Origin of the sequence: Sphingobium sp. 22B, assembly GCF_001580035.1 — a bacterium.
Lineage (GTDB): Bacteria > Pseudomonadota > Alphaproteobacteria > Sphingomonadales > Sphingomonadaceae > Sphingobium > Sphingobium fuliginis.
Map to the genome: position 1 here is coordinate 199,801 of NZ_LTAB01000006.1, position 17,247 is coordinate 217,047.

The following is a 17,247-nucleotide window of genomic DNA, read 5'->3' on the forward strand; positions in this document are numbered from 1 at the left end:
TCCTCTCGAAACTTCAGTCTTGATACAGGAACGGGGCCAGCCCGCGGCAACCCGGATCGATCTCGAACAGCGCGCCGCCCTGCGCTTCCTCGACGCCATCGGCGGCGCTCGTGACATAGATCCGGTCGAGGTCCGGGCCGCCGAACACGCAATTGCTGATCTGGCTCGCGGGCAGCGCGATGCGGCGGACCGGCGTACCGTCCGGCGCGAAGCGGGTGACGCAGGAGGCGCCCCAGCACGCGACCCAGAGATACCCCTCGGCATCGAAGGTCATCCCGTCCGGCGCGCCCCTGCCCGCCTCGAAGCTGATGAACGGTTCGCGCTTGCCAAGCAGGCCATCCTCCAGCGGATAGCGGAAGATCACGCCCATCGCGCTGTCGGTGTGGAGCAGGAAGCGCCCTTCGGGATCGATCGCAGGACCGTTGGGAATCGTATAGGGCGTGGCGTCGGCGGGACTGAACGCGCCCTTCGCGAAGCGGTGGAAAGCCCCTGTCGGCCCATCGCAGGCGAAGGGCATGGTGCCCAGCCAAAGGCGGCCCTGCGCATCGGCGGCGGCGTCGTTGACGCGATTGGCCTCCGGCTCGCCGGGGATCGTCGCCAGCGTCTCGCAGGAAAAGGGATCGAGCGACACGCTGGCGACCGAACGGCCGATCCCGGCCACGAAGCCGCCGCTGGCCCGTCCGATGATCCAGCCGACGACGTCCGGCGCTTCCCAGCTCTCGACCTGCCCCGTGGCCGGCGTCAGGCGGTTGATCCGCTTGCCCAATATATCCGTCCACAGCAGCGCGCCATCGCGGACCGACCAGAACAGCCCCTCGCCCAGAATATCCACGCGGTCGCGGGCGATGACGCGCACGTGATCCATCAGTGGCTGTCTCTCGGCAATCCGCGCGTCTGGGCGATGCGCTGATATTTTTCGGAACCTTCCAGGATCGCGCCGGTCGCGAACTGGCCCACCAGGCTGCGCTGGATTTCCTGCCAGGGCGTCTGCGATTCGGGCGTGACGGCGCGTTCGATCTCCGCAAGTTCCTCGCGGCGACGGGCGATCTCCGCATCATCGACCAGCATGTCCGCGCTGCGGTTCTTGAGGTCGATGCGCACCCGGTCCCCCGTGCGCAGCAGCGCGAGGCCCCCGCCCACCGCCGCCTCCGGCGAGGCGTTGAGGATGGAGGGGCTGCCCGACGTGCCGGACTGCCGCCCGTCGCCGATGCAGGGCAAGGCGTGGATTCCGGCGCGGATCAGCGCTGTGGGCGGACGCATGTTCACCACTTCCGCGCCGCCCGGATAGCCGACCGGCCCAGCCCCGCGGATGACGAGGATGCAATTTTCGTCAATGCCAAGGTCCGGATCGTCGATGCGCCGGTGATAATCCTCCGGTCCGTCGAACACGACCACCCGGCCCTCGAACCTGTCGGGATGCTCGGGATCGGAAAGATAGCGGCTGCGGAACTCCTCGGAGATCACCGACAGCTTCATCACGGCGCCCTCGAACAGATTGCCGCTGAGCACGGTCAGCCCGGCCGCCTGCTTCAGCGGGCGCCCGAACGGCCGGATCACATCCTCGTCATGGATTTTCGCGCCCGCCAGATTCTCCGCGATGGTGCGGCCATTGGCGGTCAGAGCATCGCCGTCGATCAGGCCCGCCTTGAACAATTCGCCCATCACGGCGGGCACGCCGCCCGCGCGGTAATAATCCTCGCCCAGATATTCGCCGGCGGGCTGGAGATTGACCAGCAGCGGCACGTCCGCCCCCTGCGCCTCCCAATCCTCCAGCGTCAGTTCGACGCCGACATGGCGGGCGATGGCGTTGAGGTGGATCGGCGCGTTGGTCGAGCCGCCGATGGCCGAATTCACCCGGATCGCATTCAGGAAAGCCGGGCGGGTGAGGATGTCGGAGGGCTTGCGGTCGGCCTTCACCATCTCGACGATGGCGCGTCCCGTCTCCCAGGCGCATTCCTGCCGGTCGCGATAGGGCGCGGGGATCGCCGCCGATCCGGGCAGCGACATGCCCAGCGCTTCGGCCAGCGAGTTCATCGTCGTCGCCGTGCCCATCGTGTTGCAATAGCCGGTCGATGGCGAACCCGATGCGACCAGCTTCAGGAAGCCCTGATAGTCCAGCTCCCCCTTCGCCAGCATCTCGCGCGCTTTCCAGATGATGGTGCCCGCGCCGGTGCGCTTCCCCTCATGCCAGCCGTTGAGCATCGGACCGACCGACAGCGCGATCGCGGGAATGTTCACCGTCGCCGCCGCCATCAGCGCGGAGGGCGTGGTCTTGTCGCAGCCAATGGTCAGCACCACGCCGTCCAGCGGATAGCCGTAGAGCAGCTCGACCAGGCTGATATAGGCCAGGTTGCGGTCAAGGCCCGCCGTCGGCCGCTTGCCGGTTTCCTGCAACGGATGGCTGGGAAATTCGATCGGGATGCCGCCCGCGTCCCGGATGCCCGCCTTGATCCGTTCCGCAAGGACCAGATGATGGCGGTTGCACGGCACCAGATCGCTGCCCGACTGGGCGATGCCGATGATCGGTCGGCCCGACTGCATCTCCTCGATCGAAAGGCCGTAGTTCAGATAGCGCTCCAGATAGAGCGCCGTCATGTCAGGATGGCTGGGATCATCGAACCATGCGCGGGAGCGCAGCTTCAGGGCCGGTTCGATCTTGCCCTCATCAGCAGAAGAAATGTTCGCCTCCCATCCATTTTATCCGATTCGGCCGCTCGCCACGCAAAGCAGCATCTCTCGGGAATGTTAAGGATGCCGCTACCATCGGCTTTTCATACAGGCAACCTATTTATCCTACAAATATGTCTTGTCCGATCAGACCGCGAGGGTTATGAGCCCCACCAAGGCCCAACACAGGGCCGAGCTGCTGTTCGAAGGGGAGGACCATGAACCGTATCGCCCGCTCACTTATCTGGACGTCTTCCGCACTGGCGATCTTCGCCGGCATACCGGCCCATGCGCAGGACGCGGCCGCGCCGGCCGACGATAGCGCCGACATCATCGTCACCGGCCAACGCGCCAGCCTTGAAGCCGCGCGCAATGTGAAGAGGAATTCCGACCTCGTCGTCGACTCGATCGTGGCGGAGGACATCGGCAAGCTGCCCGACACCTCGGTCGCCTCCGCGCTTCAGCGCATCGCGGGCGTGCAGGTGCAGAACGGCTTCAACAACGAAATCCAGAATCCGATCATTCGCGGCATCGGGGACATATTGACCACGCTGGACGGGCGGGAGATCTTCACCGGCGTCGGCCGTGGCTTCTCGTTCCAGGACCTGCCCGCCGAAGCGATCGGCGGCATCGACGTCTACAAGTCGAACTCCGCCAATCTGATCGAAGGCGGCGTCGCGGGCGTCATCGACATGAAGCTGCAGAAGCCCTTCAATTTCAGCAAGGGCTTCACGGTCGCCGCCAACGGCCGCGTCTATCGCGGCGACATTTCCGGCGAGACCAGCTATACCGGCGGTCTTCTCGTCTCGAACCGCTGGGATGCGGGCGACGGCGAAATGGGCCTGCTGGTCGATGTTTCCTATGGGCGCAACAATTTCAGCCGCCCGATCTCCTTCAACTGCGATCCGCGGTCGAGCAACCATGGCCCGGCGGGCGCCGCGAACATCGTCCTGCCCACCTGCGTCGGCGGCCTGACCGATACCGGCCACAACACCCGCCCGCAGGTCAACGCCGCCTTCCAGTGGCAGATCACGCCGGAACTGCAATTCTATCTCGATGGCCTCTACACCGGCTATCGCTCGACCTTCGCGACGAACTTCATCTTCTCGGACCTGTTTGCGGGCAGTTCGATCACCAATGCGGTTGCAGGCAATGACTGCTTTTCCGGGCTGGTCGATTCCGGAGGCTTTCCAACGACCGATGCAGAAAACCCCAATAACCGGATCGAAAATCTTTGCATTGGCAAGTCGGCCACGTTCAACGGCGTGGACGTGCTCACCAGCACCCAGGCGAAGAAGCAGCGCACCGACCAATATGTGTTCGGCGGCGGTCTCAAATGGGACAGCGACACGGTGCATCTGGTCTTCGACGGCAGCTACATCCAGTCGAAGAACGCGAACCGCACGATCATCGTCGACACCGCCAAGCATGGCGCGTCGGTGGACATCATCGTCAATGACGGCGGCCACGGCACCACCGTCATGCAGGGCGATCCGCTCGGCAATCCTGACGGCTTCGTCTTCGCGAACTCGCTGTTCCAGGATCTGAGCAAGTCGAACAGCCGCCAATATGCGTTCAAGCTCGACTCGGCCTTCGACATCGAAAGCAATTTCCTGCGCCAGTTCCAGGTCGGCCTGCGCTATTCCGACCGCACCGGAACGTTCCGCGCGGTTGCGGGCGGTCCGAACTTCCCTGGGGCGAACCGCGCCACGCTGGTCTCCTCGGTGGGCCTGCCGTCGGACTTCATGGTGCTTTCACCGGACTCGATCCCGTACATCAACAACGGGGCCCACTGGTACACGCCGAACCCGGACTATCTGCTCAGCAACACGGATGACCTGCGCGCACTCTATGGCGCCCCCGCCGGCGATCCCGCCTGGGACCCCACGCGCAACTATGAAGCGGCCGAGAAGACCTGGGCGGCCTACATTCAGGGCAAGTATCAGATCGACCTCGGCGGGTCCTCGTTGATCGACGGCCTGGTCGGCGTTCGCCTGGTCGACACCAAGCGCACGCTGGACGGCACCTCGCGCGTGATCGGCGCGGGTCCGAACAATACCGACCTGTTCAATCCGATCAGCCGGGGCACCCGTGACTTCTACGCCCTTCCGAACGCCAGCATCCGCTTCCGCGCCACGCCGAACCTGCAGTTCCGCGCGAGCTACGCCAAGACCGTCGCGCGGCCGACCTTTGGCGACCTCAACCCCGGCCTGTCGCTGGCGGCTCCCGGTGGCAACCCGAACGTCAGGCTGGCCGGTTCGGGCGGCAACCCGGACCTCAAGGCGCAGATGTCCGACAATTTCGACGTCACCGCCGAATATTATTTCGGCCGGTCAAGCTATGTCTCGGTCGCCGGCTATTACCGCAAGCTGAAGGATCGCGTCGCGCCCTCCAACTCGGTGCAGGTCATCAACGGCCAGACCTACCTGATCACCCAGCCGCGCAACCTCGGGTCCTCCAAGCTCAAGGGCATCGAAGTCGCGGGTCAGGCCTTCTTCGACTTCCTGCCGGAAGGTTTCGATGGCCTGGGCGTGATGGGCACCTTCACCCTCGCTGACAGCGAGGTGACGACCCCCGGCGATCCGCTGGAAGGCAAGGAACTGCTCGGCGTCTCCAAATATAGCTACACCGCCGGTGCGCTCTACGAAAAGTACGGCATCACCGCGCGCGTCGTCTATACATGGCGCTCGGGTTACAACGAGTCGCTGTTCGGCGCCGGCACCCTTACCAGCCCGGATTACGACAGCCAGTTCAACAAGGTCAAATCCAATGGCCGCCTCGACTTCTCGGTCGGCTATGACGTGACGCCGAACATCACCGTGACGGTGGACGGCGTGAACGTGAACGGCGGCAAATATTACAGCTATTTCGACTCGCCGGCCTTCCCGCACGACATCCGCATCGATGACAAGTTCTACGGTGCGAGCGTCCGCGTGAAATATTGACGCCACCCTTCCGGGGGCGGGGCGGACTGCACGCCGCCCTACCCCTCCAATGCCCCCGGCGGATCGGGCGGGACGGCGATGGCCGTTCCGCCCTTTTTTTCAGATCATGCGCCGCAACTTCACCGTCCACCTTTGCCGTGGAATTCGCCGATCGATAGTCAGGTAGACCTCCGTCCCTGCCCTGCCTGATGCCGACCGCCGCGCACCGTCCATAAACGGAGGCTTCCCAAAGTATCGCCGTTGATTTTGAGACACATCAAGACGCGCTGGCGATCATTGGGCTACATGGGTTTCAACGCTTGTGACCGACACCAGCTGAAGCGTCAGAGATCTCTTCGACGGAGCTATCGCCATGTTCATCGCGCATCGCGCCGCGAAATCCCCTGCGCTGGCGAACAGAGCGCGGCCACAAGCCGAAGCTGCGGAAATCCGTGGCTTTCGGCAGGACATTCGGCGCGTTCCTGAGTGGAAATGATGTGGACCTACCATCCCGACCTGCTCGCCCGGCCCGTGCCGCGCTACACCAGCTATCCCACCGCCGCGCAGTTCAGCGGCGATGTCGGCGCGGCGGAGCTTGCCGCCCGGCTGGACGGGGTGGAAAGGAACGACGCCCTCTCCCTCTACGTCCACATCCCCTATTGCCACGACATATGCTGGTATTGCGGCTGCAACACGGGCGCGGCGAACCGCGTCCAGCGCCTCACCGCCTATGTCGAATCGCTGGAGCGGGAGATTGCCACGGTCGCCGGGCGGCTGAACGGCAAGGGCCGGGTGCAGCGCATCGCCTTCGGCGGCGGCAGCCCCAACAGCCTGCCGCTGGTCGATTTCGTCCGGCTGCTCCAGCAATTGCTGCTCTGCTTCGATGCGCATCATGCCGAACTGTCGGTCGAACTCGATCCCCGCCGGCTCGATGGGCCATGGATCGCGACCATGGCCGCCATGGGCGTCGACCGGGCGAATCTCGGCGTCCAGACCTTCACCCCCCATGTCCAGGCGCGGATCGGCCGCATCCAGCCGCTCGACATGGTGGAGCGCGCCGTCGACCGGCTTCGCGCCGCCGGCATCGCGACGGGTTTCGACCTGATGTACGGCCTGCCCGGCCAGACGCCGGATGACCTCGCCGCCACGCTGGAGGCCGCCATCGCCCTGCGGCCCGCCCGCATCGCCCTGTTCGGCTATGCCCATATGCCCCGGCTGCTGCCCCGCCAGCGCCGCATCGACGCCAGCGACCTGCCCGATCTCGCCACCCGCTTCGCCATGGCGGCGCAGGGCCATGAGACGCTGACCGGCGCGGGCTATGTACCCATCGGCTTCGACCATTTCGCCCTGCCCGAAGACGGCATGGCCCGCGCCGCCCGCGACGGCCGACTGCGCCGCAATTTCCAGGGCTTCACCGACGATCCGGCGGAGATCTTGCTGGGTCTGGGCGCCAGCGCGATCAGCCAGTTCCCCGACCTCATCGTCCAGAATGAGAAACAGGCCGGTCCCTGGCGCGAGCTGGCCGATGCGGGCCAATTATCCGCCACCCGCGGCACGCCGCGCACGCCGGAGGACCGCCGCCGCGGCCGCATCATCGAAGCCCTGCTCTGCCAAGGCGAGGCGCATGTCGGCACCGCCCATCCCATGCCCGATTTCAGCCGCTTCGAAAAACTGGGCCTTGTCCGCATCAGCGAGGGCCGGGTGGCGCTGACGCGGGACGCGCTGCCCTATGCGCGCAGCATCGCCGCCTGCTTCGACGCCTGGCTGGAACCGGCGGAAAAGCGGTTCAGCCATGCGGTCTAGCGCGCTGGCCCTGCTGGCCGTCATCCCGCTGACGACAGTCCATGCGCCCGCCGCCGCCATGCCGAACCCCTGGTATTGCGGCTCCGCGCCGCCGGGCTGGACGCCCCCCTGGCAGCGCAAGCCCGCCACCCCGGACGACAAGAACGCCCCCTGTCATGTCATCCCCTGCGACCGGAAGAAAATCCGCGAAACCCGCCAATAAAGCGGATTCCATGCTCCCGAAGGCAGGAGCACGGACCGCTCAATGGCAATCGCCAGCCAAAGCCGAACAAATTCAGGCCAAAGCCAGCACGCTCGTCAGAATATAGCGCACCAGTTCCGCCTGTCCCCGCGCTCCGGTCTTGGCGTAGATCTTCTTCGAATAATTCCGCGCCGTCTCCACCGTCAGCCCCAGATCGGCGGCCGCCTCGCTGATCGACATGCCCTGCGCGATGGCCCAGGCCAGCCGCGCCTCGCTGGGCGACAGGCCGAACAGGTCGACCAGCTGGTCGCACCGGTCCGCCTGCGACCAGCGGTCCCCGCTGATATAGGCGATGGCGACGGGCGCCGACTGGGCGGACAGCGACCGGTCCTGGATCGGCCGCACCAGCATGTCCATCAACGGATCGCGGCTCAGATTGATCGCCCTCGGCCGCGCATCCCGATCCGCCGCGAAGCTCTTGACCAAGGCGGTCAGTTCCCGGTCGACCGCCGGGGAAGCCGGCGTCAGCCGGTCATAACGCCCCCGGCGCAACAGCCGCGACCGCTGGAAAAGCTGCTCCAGATGCGGCGTCATGTCGACGATGCGGCACTGGGCGTCCAACGTCAGCCAGCCGAAATTGAGCCGCCCGAACGCCTCCGAATTGACCGAGGAACGGAACTTCTCCCGCTCGAACGCGACGAAGCTGCGCAATGCGATGCGCAGATGCGGCACCAGCGCGGTCAGCAGCGCGCCGACGCCCGACCCCACTTCCCGCCCCCCCGCGCAGCTCAGCCAGGCGTCCATGCCGCTCGGCTCGGTGACGCGGACCGAACGCATGTTGGTGATGCCCAGCGGCTCCAGAAACTCGGCGCGATAGCCTTGCTGCACCCTGTCGCCCGGATCGAGCAGTTCGTCCAGCGTATAGACCCGCGCCTCCCGCATCCGCCGATAGGGCAACGGATCGCGCCCATATTTCTGGTTGAACAGCCGGTCGAGATGCAGCGGTGTCGGCGGCCCGGCATAGAGTTCGACGATCCGCTCCTCATCCACCGGGCGGAAGGCCAGGCTGGCATAGGCGGCCCCCCCCGACCGCGCGCGCAGCCTGTCGAGGAACCCGTGCCAAAGGGGTTGCTCGAACATACCCTCATGGAGAGCCGCCAATAATCCGCCGTCGTCCAGTCGCATGGCTAATATGTATATCCTCCCATATGGGAGGTCCAGAGCTTCGCCACTTCTGCCATCAGGCTGTCACGAAACAAGGCGGTGAACATGATCGATTCGAAAAGGCTGACGCATCTGGAGCGTCTGGAGGCGGAAAGCATCCACATCCTGCGCGAAGTGGTGGCGGAGGCCGAAAAGCCGGTGATGCTGTACAGCGTGGGCAAGGACTCGGCCGTGATGCTGCATCTGGCGCGCAAGGCCTTCTACCCCTCGCCGCCGCCCTTCCCGCTGCTGCACGTCGACACCACCTGGAAATTCAGGGCGATGTACGATCTGCGCGACCGGATGGCGCGGGAATCGGGCATGGAACTGCTCGTCTATCAAAATCCCGAAGCGCAGGAACGCGGCATCAACCCGTTCGACCACGGCCCGCTGCACACCGACATGTGGAAGACGGAGGGGCTGAAGCAGGCGCTCAACCTCTACGGCTTCGACGCGGCCTTCGGCGGCGCCCGCCGCGACGAGGAAAAGAGCCGGGCGAAGGAACGCATCTTCTCCTTCCGCACGGCCTCGCACGGCTGGGACCCCAAGAACCAGCGGCCGGAACTGTGGAACCTCTACAACGCCCGCAAGAACAAGGGCGAGAGCATCCGCGTCTTCCCGATCAGCAACTGGACCGAGCTGGACATCTGGCAATATATCCACCTGAACGACGTCCCCATCGTGCCGCTCTATTTCGCGGAGGAACGCCCGACGGTGGAGCGCGACGGTATGCTGCTGATGGTCGATGACGAACGCTTCCCGCTGAAGCCGGGCGAGGAGCCGGTGATGCGCTCCATCCGCTTCCGCACGCTGGGCTGCTATCCGCTGACCGGCGCGGTCGAGAGCGAGGCGAAGACCTTGCCGGAGGTCATCCAGGAAACGCTGCTGACCACCACATCGGAACGGCAGGGCCGCGCCATCGACAAGGACGCGGGCGGCGCGGGCATGGAGAAGAAGAAGCAGGAGGGGTATTTTTGACGAGCCGCCACCCCAAGCCGTCATCCCAGCGAACGCTGGGATCTCAGGCCCCATGGCAGACCCTCTCGCAGACCGACCCTTCGACCCAGATCAACCAGATGCCAGCCTCCGCTGGCATGACGGGACAGATGACATGACCGACACGCTCGACGAACCCATCTACAAGACCGACGCCCTCATCGCGGAGGACATCGACCAGTATCTGGAGGTGCACCAGCACAAGACGATGCTGCGCTTCATCACCTGCGGGTCGGTGGACGACGGCAAGTCGACGCTGATCGGCCGCCTGCTCTATGACAGCAAGATGATCTTCGAGGATCAGCTCGCCGCCCTCGAAGCGGACAGCAAGCGCGTCGGCACCCAGGGGCAGGAGATCGACTTCGCCCTCCTCGTCGACGGCCTCGCCGCAGAGCGGGAACAGGGCATCACCATCGACGTCGCCTATCGCTTCTTCGCCACCGAAAAGCGCAAGTTCATCGTCGCGGACACGCCCGGCCATGAGCAGTACACCCGCAACATGGTGACGGGCGCGTCCACCGCCGACCTTGCCGTCATCCTGATCGACGCGCGCAAGGGCGTGCTGACCCAGACCCGCCGCCACAGCTATCTGGCGCATCTGATCGGCATCAGGAACATCGTCCTCGCCATCAACAAGATGGACCTGGTCGATTACGATCAGGCGGTCTATGACGGCATCGTCAAGGATTATACCGATTTCGCCCATAGCATCGGCATCAAGGCCTTCACGGCCATGCCCATTTCCGGCTTCAAGGGCGACAATATCACCGGCCCGTCGGCAAACACCCCCTGGTACAAGGGGCCCGCGCTGATCGAGCATCTGGAAACGGTCGAGGTCGATCAGGTCTCCGACCAGCTCAAGCCGTTCCGCATGGCGGTGCAGTGGGTCAACCGCCCCAATCTCGATTTCCGCGGCTTTTCCGGCCAGATCGCCACCGGCACGGTGCGCAAGGGCGACGCCATCCGCGTCCTGCCGTCGGGCAAGACCAGCACCGTCAGCCGCATCGTGACGCTGGATAGCGACCTGGACGAAGCGGTCGCCGGCCAGTCCGTCACGCTCTGCTTCGCCGATGAGGTCGACTGCTCGCGCGGCGACGTGATCGCCGCGTCCGACAATCCGCCACAGGCCGCCGACCAGTTCGAGGCGACCATCGTCTGGATGGCGGATGAGGAAATGCTGCCCGGCCGCCCCTATTGGCTGAAGATCGGCACGCAGACCGTCACCGCCACGATCCAGCAGCCCAAATATCAGGTCAACGTCAACACGATGGAGCATTTGGCGGCCAAGACGCTGGAGCTGAACGCGATCGGCGTCGCCAACCTGTCGACCGACCGCCAGATCGTGTTCGAACCCTATGAGACGAACCGCACAAGCCCCAACAAGGTGCTGGGCGGCTTCATCCTGATCGACAAGATCACCAACGCCACCGTGGCGGCGGGGATGCTGCACTTCTCGCTGCGCCGCGCGCAGAATGTCCATTGGCAGGCGACCGACGTCACCCGCGAATTCCATGCGGGCCTCAAAAACCAGAAGCCCGCCGTGCTGTGGTTCACCGGGCTTTCCGGCGCGGGCAAGTCGACCATCGCCAACCTTGTCGAAAAGAAGCTGGCGCGGATGAACCGCCACACCTTCCTGCTCGACGGCGACAATGTGCGCCATGGGCTGAACAAGGATCTGGGCTTCACCGACGCCGACCGGGTGGAGAATATCCGCCGCGTGGGCGAGGTGGCGAAGCTGATGACCGACGCCGGCCTGATCGTCATCACCGCCTTCATCTCGCCCTTCCGCGCCGAACGCGAGATGGTGCGCCAGATGATGAAGCCGGGCGAGTTCATCGAAGTGCATATCGACACCCCCCTCGCCGATGCAGAGGCGCGCGACGTCAAGGGCCTCTACCGCAAGGCGCGGTCCGGCGAGCTCAAGAATTTCACCGGCATCGACAGCCCCTATGAAGCGCCCGAAGATCCGGAAATCCGGGTCGACACCACCGCCATGACCGCCGAAGAAGCGGCCGAAGCCATCATCGCGAGGCTGATCCCATGAGCATGACCGACGCCGATCTCGCCGCCCATCTGGCCGACATTGCGGGGCGCCTGCTGCTCACGGTGCGCGACAGCGGCCTGTTCAGCGCCGGGGCGCTGGGCAAGGCGGGCGACCAGACCGCCAACCAGTTCCTGGTCCATGCCCTGCGCGAACAGCGCCCGGAGGACGGCCTGCTGTCGGAGGAGATGAAGTGCGACGGCTCCCGCCTTGGCAAGTCGCGCGTCTGGATCGTCGATCCGGTCGACGGCACGCGCGAATATGGGGAGGAACGCGCCGACTGGGCGGTGCATGTCGGCCTGTCGGTGGACGGCGCGGCGACGGTGGGCGCGGTGGCGCTGCCCGGCCTCGACGGCGGCATCGTGCTGCGCACCGACCAGCCCCGCCCCATTCCGCCCGCACCGGAAAAGCTGCGCATGGTGATCAGCCGCACCCGCCCCGCCGCCGAAGCGGTCGCCGTCGCGGAAAGGCTGGACGCCGAACTCGTCCCCATGGGCAGCGCGGGCGCAAAGGCGATGGCGGTGATCCTGGGACAGGCCGACATCTATCTCCATTCGGGCGGCCAATATGAATGGGACAGCTGCGCCCCGGTCGCCGTCGCCCTCGCCCATGGCCTCCATTGCAGCCGCCTCGACGGATCGCCGCTCCTCTACAACCGGGAGGACGTCTATCTGCCGGACCTGCTCATCTGCCGGAAGGACCATGCGCGCCAGGTGCTGGATCTGATCGCCGATCTGGCCCCCACCGGCAACTGAAGTTCCCGCCGCAAAAGGACGAAATGGCGGGAGGGGGCCGGAATTCCCCCTCTCCTGCAGGCGGGTGTCCCGCCCGTTATCCCCGGAACGGACGCGCCGCCCAGTAAAGATGGCATGGCGGCACATTGCGCCATTCGAAACCCGTCTCAACCGTCTCGAACCGCCGCTCCAGCAGGGGCTGCACGGCCTTCCGCATCTGATAGGCGAGGAACCGTCCATCCGGCGCCAGCGCCCGCGCGCTCGCCTCCATCAGCCGCTCCGCCCGGTCCGGCGCCAGAGTGGAGAAGGGCAGGCCCGACAGGATGCAATCCGCCTCGTCCAGCCCATGATCGGCCATGATGGCGCGCACGGCATCGGCGGAACCGGTAACGGCGATCAGCCGCCTGTCGGGCGTCGCCTCGCGCAGATGATCGATGAAGCCCGCGCTGGTGTCGATGGCCAGCAACCGCGCATGGCCCGGCAGCCGGTCCAGCAGCGCGCGGGTGAAAATGCCCGTGCCCGGCCCATATTCGACCACGCAATCCATCCGGCCCCAGTCGATGGGGGACAGCATGCGCTCGACCAGATAGCGCGAAGCGGGAAAGGCGGAGCCGACCGCCATCGGATTCCTGAAGAACTCCCGAAAGGCGAGAGCCAGATATTCCGGACCGCGGCCCTCGGCGGCGCCCCATGCGCCCCGCGCCACCCTGTCTTCGAACGATGTCGCCACGATTGCTTCACTCTCCCGTCCTGTGATGCCGCAATGCCCGCGCATCGAAGCTTGCCCGGAAAACCCATGGGATCGGAGGCGGGTTCCTCGAAAACCGCCTTACATGGATCAGGAACCGGCCGCCGCCCGGCGGAAGAAGGGTGACAGCGCGCACCATTGCGCTATCGCAGGGATCGACTTTAAGGACTCGGGCGTCATCGCCGGAAGGCAATGGAGACAATCGACATGCGGCAGGTGGACCCGATGAGCGTGGCACTGGGCTATTGGAGCCTCGGCCTGGAGGCGGCGATGGTGATCGGCCTTCGCCTGCCCCGGCTGCTGGCCGGCAATCCGGCGGCGGCGCTGGAGGCGCAGAAGATGGTGGCGGAGAAGATCGAAGCCGCCGCCCTGCTGCAGTGGAAGGCGATGACCGGCGCGCTCGGCACGACGCCGCTTTCCGTCATGCACGCTTCCACCGCCCATTATCGCAAGGCCGTGGGCAAGAACCGCCGCCGCCTGACCAGTCGTTAGGACCGACCCCTCGGTGAAGCAGGGCGCCGTCCACGCAGGACGGACTTCGGCTCAGCCAAGAAACGCCGTCACCGCCTCTGCAAAGGCCTGGGGCTGCTCGACATTGGCGAGATGCGCCGCCTCCAGCATCGTCAGCCGCGCCCCCGCTATCGACCGGCCCAGCGCCTCGCTGTGCGGCGGCGGGGTGGCCGGGTCCTGCGTGCCCCCGATCACGAGCGTCGGCGCCTCGATCAGCGCCACCGTCCGCCGCATGTCCATGTCGCGGATCGCCGCGCAGCAGCCGGCATAGCCCTGCGGATCGGTCGCCTGCAGCATCGCGGCGACGGGCGCGATGGCGTCCCCGCCGCGCGCGGCGAAGGCCGCGGTGAACCAGCGCTCGACCGAAGCCTCCGCCAACGGCGCCATGCCCCGCTCGCGCACCAGCGCGATCCGCGCGTCCCAGGCGGCGGGCGGCCCCATGAAGCTCGACGTGTTGGCCAGCACCAGCCGCCGCAGCCTGCGCGGCTCCCTTATGCCCAGCCATTGCCCGACCATCCCGCCCAGCGACAGGCCGCAAAAATCCACCGCGTCGATCCGCAAAGCATCGAGCAGCTCGATCGCGTCCCGCCCCAGCCGGTCGATGGAATAGCCGCCCGCCGGCGCATCCGACGCGCCATGGCCGCGCTGGTCGTAGCGCAGCACGCGGAAGGCCCGCGTCCACGCCGCCATCTGCGGCGTCCACATCTCCAGCCCGGTGCCCAGCGAATTGGACAGCAGCAGGACGGGCGCATCCTCCGGTCCGTCCATCCGCCATGCGATGCGGCATCCGTCGCCGGTCGTGACGAACCGCTTCTCCATCAGACCCGCTCCACCGCCAGCGCCAGCCCCTGGCCGACGCCGATGCACAGCGTCGCTAGGCCCAGCCTGCCGCCCGTCCGCTCCAGACGATGCACCAGCGTCATCGCGATGCGCGCGCCCGACATGCCCAGCGGATGGCCCAGGGCGATCGCCCCGCCATGGGCGTTGACGCGCGGGTCGTCGTCGGCAAAGCCCAGTCCGCGCAACACCGCCAGGCTCTGGCTGGCGAATGCCTCGTTCAGTTCGACGGCGTCGAACCGGTCGATGGACAGGCCCAGCCGCGCCATCAGCTTCCGCGTGGCCGGCACCGGCCCGATGCCCATGACGCGCGGCGGCACGCCGGCGCTCGCCATGCCCAGGATGCGGGCGCGGGGCGTCAGTCCATGGGTCTTCGCCGCCGCCTCGCTGGCGACGATCATCGCCGCCGCGCCGTCATTGACTCCCGATGCATTGCCCGCCGTCACCGTGCCGTCCGGCCGCACCACCGGCTTCAGCGCCGCCAGCATCCCCATCGTCGTGTCCGGGCGGGGATGTTCGTCCGCGTCGACCATGGTTTCGCGACCCTTGCGGTCCGCGACGGCGACCGGCACGATCTCCTCGGCGAAATAGCCCGATGCCTGCGCAGCGGCGGCCGCCTGCTGGCTGCGCAGGGCGAAGGCGTCCTGATCGGCGCGCGATATGCCGAAATCGGCCGCCACATTCTCGCCCGTCTCAGGCATGGAATCGACGCCGTAGAGCGCCTTCATCCGGGGATTGACGAAGCGCCAGCCGATGGTGGTGTCATGGATCGCATTGCTGCGCGAATAGGCGCTCTCGGGCTTGGGCATGACGAAGGGGGCGCGGCTCATGCTCTCCACCCCGCCCGCGATCATCAGTTCGGCGTCGCCCGCGCGGATGGCCCGCGCGGCGGAGCCCACGGCGTCCAGTCCGGACGCGCAGAGCCGGTTGACGGTCGATCCGCCGACGCTGTCGGGCAACGCCGCGAGCAGCGCGGCCATGCGCGCGACATTGCGGTTGTCCTCCCCCGCCTGGTTGGCGCAGCCCAGGATCACGTCGTCGACGGCGGCGGGATCGACGCCGCTCCGTTCGATCAGCGCGCGCAACGGGATGGCGGCGAGATCGTCGGCGCGGACGCCCGCCAGGCTTCCGCCATAGCGGCCGATGGGGGTGCGCACCGCATCGCAGAGGAAGGCCTCGCTCATGCGGCGGCGGTCACGCCGGCGACGTCGATCGGCGCGCCGGTGCCCGCCGCGATCTCCTGCACGGTGACGCCCGGCGCCGTTTCGACCAGCCTCAGCCCGCCTGCCCTGCGGTCCACCGCGATCACGCCCAGATCGGTGACGATCAGGTCGACCACGCCCCTGCCGGTCAGCGGCAGGGTGCAGCGCTCCAATATCTTCGGGCTGCCGTCCTTCGACCTGTGGTCCATCACCACGACCACGCGCTTGACGCCCGCGACCAGGTCCATCGCGCCGCCCATGCCCTTCACCATCTTGCCGGGGATGGTCCAGTTGGCGAGGTCGCCGTTCGCCGCCACCTCCATCGCGCCCAGCACGGCCATGTCGATATGCCCGCCCCGGATCATCGCGAAACTGTCCGCGGAGGAGAAGAAGCTGCTGGTCGGCAGCGCGGTGATCGTCTGCTTGCCGGCGTTGATCAGGTCCGGGTCCGCCTCACCCTCATGGGGGAAGGGGCCGATGCCCAGCATGCCGTTCTCGCTCTGCAGCGTGACGTTCACCCCCCGGGGCACATGGTTCGCCACCAGCGTCGGAATGCCGATGCCCAGGTTCACATAATAACCGTCGCGCAGTTCCTTCGCGGCGCGGGCCGCCATCTCGTCGCGGGTCCAGGGCATCAGGCCGCCCCTCCCACGGTCTCGCGCGCCTCCCCGGTCTCACGCGCGCCCCCGGTCTCACGCGGACGCGTCGTCAGCTTCTCGATCCGCTTCTCGTTGATGGTGCTCAGCACGATGCGGTCGACATAGATGCCGGGCGTATGGATGCAGTCGGGGTCGAAACTGCCCTCGGGCACGATCTCCTCCACCTCCGCCACCGTGACCCTGCCGGCCGTCGCCATGTTCGGGTTGAAGTTGCGCGCCGTCTTGCGGAACATCAGGTTGCCCGCGGGGTCCGCGCGCCACGCCTTGATGATGGAAAGGTCGGCGCGCAGCCAGGTCTCCCGCACATATTCCTCCCCCTCGAAGGTCTCGACCGGCTTGCCCTCCGCCACCATCGTGCCCACGCCCGTCTTGGTGTAGAAGGCCGGGATGCCTGCGCCGCCCGCCCGGATGCGCTCGGCCAGCGTGCCCTGGGGGTTCAGCTCCAGCTCCAGTTCTCCCGAAAGATACTGGCTCTCGAACAGCCTGTTCTCCCCCACATAGGAGGAGATCATCTTGCGCACCTGGCGGCTCTCCAGCAGCATCCACAGCCCGAACCCGTCGGCCCCCGCATTGTTGGAGATGATGGTGAGGTCCTTCACGCCCGATGCCCGAATCTCGGGGATCAGGCTTTCGGGATTGCCCGAAAGCCCGAACCCGCCCGACATGATCGTCATGCCGTCGAACAACAGGCCTTCCAGCGCGCGCCTCGGACTATCGACAATCTTCTGCATGGAAAAGCCTC

Annotated in this window: 15 protein-coding genes; 7 read left to right on the forward strand and 8 right to left on the reverse strand. The window is 66.5% G+C overall.

The window, feature by feature from the left end:
* Nucleotides 1-13: 13 nt before the first annotated feature.
* Entirely contained in the window at nucleotides 14-865 is an 852-nt protein-coding gene (locus tag A0J57_RS08215) for an SMP-30/gluconolactonase/LRE family protein (RefSeq protein WP_061936997.1), read from the reverse strand.
* Complete coding sequence (locus tag A0J57_RS08220; RefSeq protein ID WP_061937000.1) at nucleotides 865-2,655, reverse strand: IlvD/Edd family dehydratase; 1,791 nt, start codon at nucleotides 2,653-2,655, stop codon at nucleotides 865-867. Before A0J57_RS08220 ends, A0J57_RS08215 begins: the two co-directional genes overlap by 1 nt.
* A gap of 230 nt (nucleotides 2,656-2,885) precedes the next feature.
* Between A0J57_RS08220 and A0J57_RS08225 the strand changes: the two genes are divergently transcribed.
* From A0J57_RS08225 to A0J57_RS08235, 3 genes are all read left to right on the forward strand, one after another.
* Nucleotides 2,886-5,612, forward strand: a complete 2,727-nt coding sequence (locus tag A0J57_RS08225; RefSeq protein ID WP_025548516.1) for a TonB-dependent receptor — start codon at nucleotides 2,886-2,888, stop codon at nucleotides 5,610-5,612.
* 474 nt (nucleotides 5,613-6,086) lie between these two features.
* The gene (hemN, locus tag A0J57_RS08230; protein ID WP_061937180.1) at nucleotides 6,087-7,394 is read left to right on the forward strand and encodes an oxygen-independent coproporphyrinogen III oxidase; all 1,308 of its coding nucleotides are present in this window, start codon (nucleotides 6,087-6,089) and stop codon (nucleotides 7,392-7,394) included.
* Nucleotides 7,384-7,596 (forward strand): hypothetical protein, encoded by a 213-nt coding sequence (locus A0J57_RS08235; protein WP_061937003.1) that lies wholly within the window; start codon nucleotides 7,384-7,386, stop codon nucleotides 7,594-7,596. Before hemN ends, A0J57_RS08235 begins: the two co-directional genes overlap by 11 nt.
* Before the next feature lie 72 nt (nucleotides 7,597-7,668).
* On the opposite strand, the gene A0J57_RS08240 is transcribed toward A0J57_RS08235, so the two are convergent.
* Nucleotides 7,669-8,760: a helix-turn-helix transcriptional regulator gene (locus tag A0J57_RS08240; RefSeq protein WP_235600817.1), complete on the reverse strand. Its 1,092-nt coding sequence runs from the start codon at nucleotides 8,758-8,760 to the stop codon at nucleotides 7,669-7,671.
* Between the two features lie 60 nt (nucleotides 8,761-8,820).
* On the opposite strand from A0J57_RS08240, the gene cysD reads away from it, so the two are divergent.
* The 3 genes from cysD (at nucleotide 8,821) to A0J57_RS08255 (ending at nucleotide 12,570) form a co-directional block, all read left to right on the forward strand.
* On the forward strand, nucleotides 8,821-9,756 hold the full coding sequence (gene cysD / locus A0J57_RS08245) for a sulfate adenylyltransferase subunit CysD (RefSeq protein ID WP_076605782.1): 936 nt from the start codon (nucleotides 8,821-8,823) through the stop codon (nucleotides 9,754-9,756).
* Between the two features lie 133 nt (nucleotides 9,757-9,889).
* Complete coding sequence (gene cysN, locus A0J57_RS08250; RefSeq protein WP_061937013.1) at nucleotides 9,890-11,818, forward strand: sulfate adenylyltransferase subunit CysN; 1,929 nt, start codon at nucleotides 9,890-9,892, stop codon at nucleotides 11,816-11,818.
* Between the two features lie 2 nt (nucleotides 11,819-11,820).
* Nucleotides 11,821-12,570: a 3'(2'),5'-bisphosphate nucleotidase CysQ gene (locus A0J57_RS08255; RefSeq protein ID WP_061937016.1), complete on the forward strand. Its 750-nt coding sequence runs from the start codon at nucleotides 11,821-11,823 to the stop codon at nucleotides 12,568-12,570.
* A gap of 76 nt (nucleotides 12,571-12,646) precedes the next feature.
* On the opposite strand, the gene A0J57_RS08260 is transcribed toward A0J57_RS08255, so the two are convergent.
* Complete coding sequence (locus tag A0J57_RS08260; protein WP_229742681.1) at nucleotides 12,647-13,279, reverse strand: class I SAM-dependent methyltransferase; 633 nt, start codon at nucleotides 13,277-13,279, stop codon at nucleotides 12,647-12,649.
* A 210-nt stretch (nucleotides 13,280-13,489) separates the two neighbouring features.
* Here A0J57_RS08260 and A0J57_RS08265 point away from each other — a divergent pair, with 210 nt between their 5' ends.
* Nucleotides 13,490-13,789: a hypothetical protein gene (locus A0J57_RS08265; RefSeq protein WP_158298527.1), complete on the forward strand. Its 300-nt coding sequence runs from the start codon at nucleotides 13,490-13,492 to the stop codon at nucleotides 13,787-13,789.
* 51 nt (nucleotides 13,790-13,840) lie between these two features.
* Here A0J57_RS08265 and pcaD read toward each other — a convergent pair whose 3' ends face one another.
* Genes pcaD through A0J57_RS08285 form a run of 4 tightly spaced genes read right to left on the reverse strand, consistent with a single transcriptional unit; the run spans nucleotide 13,841 to nucleotide 17,236 of the window.
* On the reverse strand, nucleotides 13,841-14,626 hold the full coding sequence (pcaD, locus tag A0J57_RS08270) for a 3-oxoadipate enol-lactonase (protein WP_173664369.1): 786 nt from the start codon (nucleotides 14,624-14,626) through the stop codon (nucleotides 13,841-13,843).
* Nucleotides 14,626-15,828, reverse strand: a complete 1,203-nt coding sequence (gene pcaF, locus A0J57_RS08275; protein ID WP_061937019.1) for a 3-oxoadipyl-CoA thiolase — start codon at nucleotides 15,826-15,828, stop codon at nucleotides 14,626-14,628. Before pcaF ends, pcaD begins: the two co-directional genes overlap by 1 nt.
* Nucleotides 15,825-16,481 carry a 3-oxoacid CoA-transferase subunit B gene (locus A0J57_RS08280; protein WP_048575202.1) on the reverse strand — a complete coding sequence of 219 codons (657 nt, stop codon included), beginning with the start codon at nucleotides 16,479-16,481 and terminating at the stop codon, nucleotides 15,825-15,827. Before A0J57_RS08280 ends, pcaF begins: the two co-directional genes overlap by 4 nt.
* Nucleotides 16,481-17,236 carry a CoA transferase subunit A gene (locus A0J57_RS08285; RefSeq protein ID WP_061937022.1) on the reverse strand — a complete coding sequence of 252 codons (756 nt, stop codon included), beginning with the start codon at nucleotides 17,234-17,236 and terminating at the stop codon, nucleotides 16,481-16,483. Before A0J57_RS08285 ends, A0J57_RS08280 begins: the two co-directional genes overlap by 1 nt.
* Nucleotides 17,237-17,247 lie beyond the last annotated feature (11 nt).

Bases quoted from the DNA above. Each gene is read 5' to 3' on its own strand.
- A0J57_RS08215 (WP_061936997.1), bottom strand. From the start codon at position 865: ATGGATCACGTGCGCGTCATCGCCCGCGACCGCGTGGATATTCTGGGC.
- A0J57_RS08225 (WP_025548516.1), top strand. From the start codon at position 2,886: ATGAACCGTATCGCCCGCTCACTTATCTGGACGTCTTCCGCACTGGCG.
- hemN (WP_061937180.1), top strand. From the start codon at position 6,087: ATGTGGACCTACCATCCCGACCTGCTCGCCCGGCCCGTGCCGCGCTAC.
- A0J57_RS08235 (WP_061937003.1), top strand. From the start codon at position 7,384: ATGCGGTCTAGCGCGCTGGCCCTGCTGGCCGTCATCCCGCTGACGACA.
- A0J57_RS08240 (WP_235600817.1), bottom strand. From the start codon at position 8,760: ATGCGACTGGACGACGGCGGATTATTGGCGGCTCTCCATGAGGGTATG.
- cysN (WP_061937013.1), top strand. From the start codon at position 9,890: ATGACCGACACGCTCGACGAACCCATCTACAAGACCGACGCCCTCATC.
- A0J57_RS08255 (WP_061937016.1), top strand. From the start codon at position 11,821: ATGACCGACGCCGATCTCGCCGCCCATCTGGCCGACATTGCGGGGCGC.
- A0J57_RS08265 (WP_158298527.1), top strand. From the start codon at position 13,490: ATGGAGACAATCGACATGCGGCAGGTGGACCCGATGAGCGTGGCACTG.
- pcaD (WP_173664369.1), bottom strand. From the start codon at position 14,626: ATGGAGAAGCGGTTCGTCACGACCGGCGACGGATGCCGCATCGCATGG.
- pcaF (WP_061937019.1), bottom strand. From the start codon at position 15,828: ATGAGCGAGGCCTTCCTCTGCGATGCGGTGCGCACCCCCATCGGCCGC.
- A0J57_RS08280 (WP_048575202.1), bottom strand. From the start codon at position 16,481: ATGCCCTGGACCCGCGACGAGATGGCGGCCCGCGCCGCGAAGGAACTG.
- A0J57_RS08285 (WP_061937022.1), bottom strand. From the start codon at position 17,236: ATGCAGAAGATTGTCGATAGTCCGAGGCGCGCGCTGGAAGGCCTGTTG.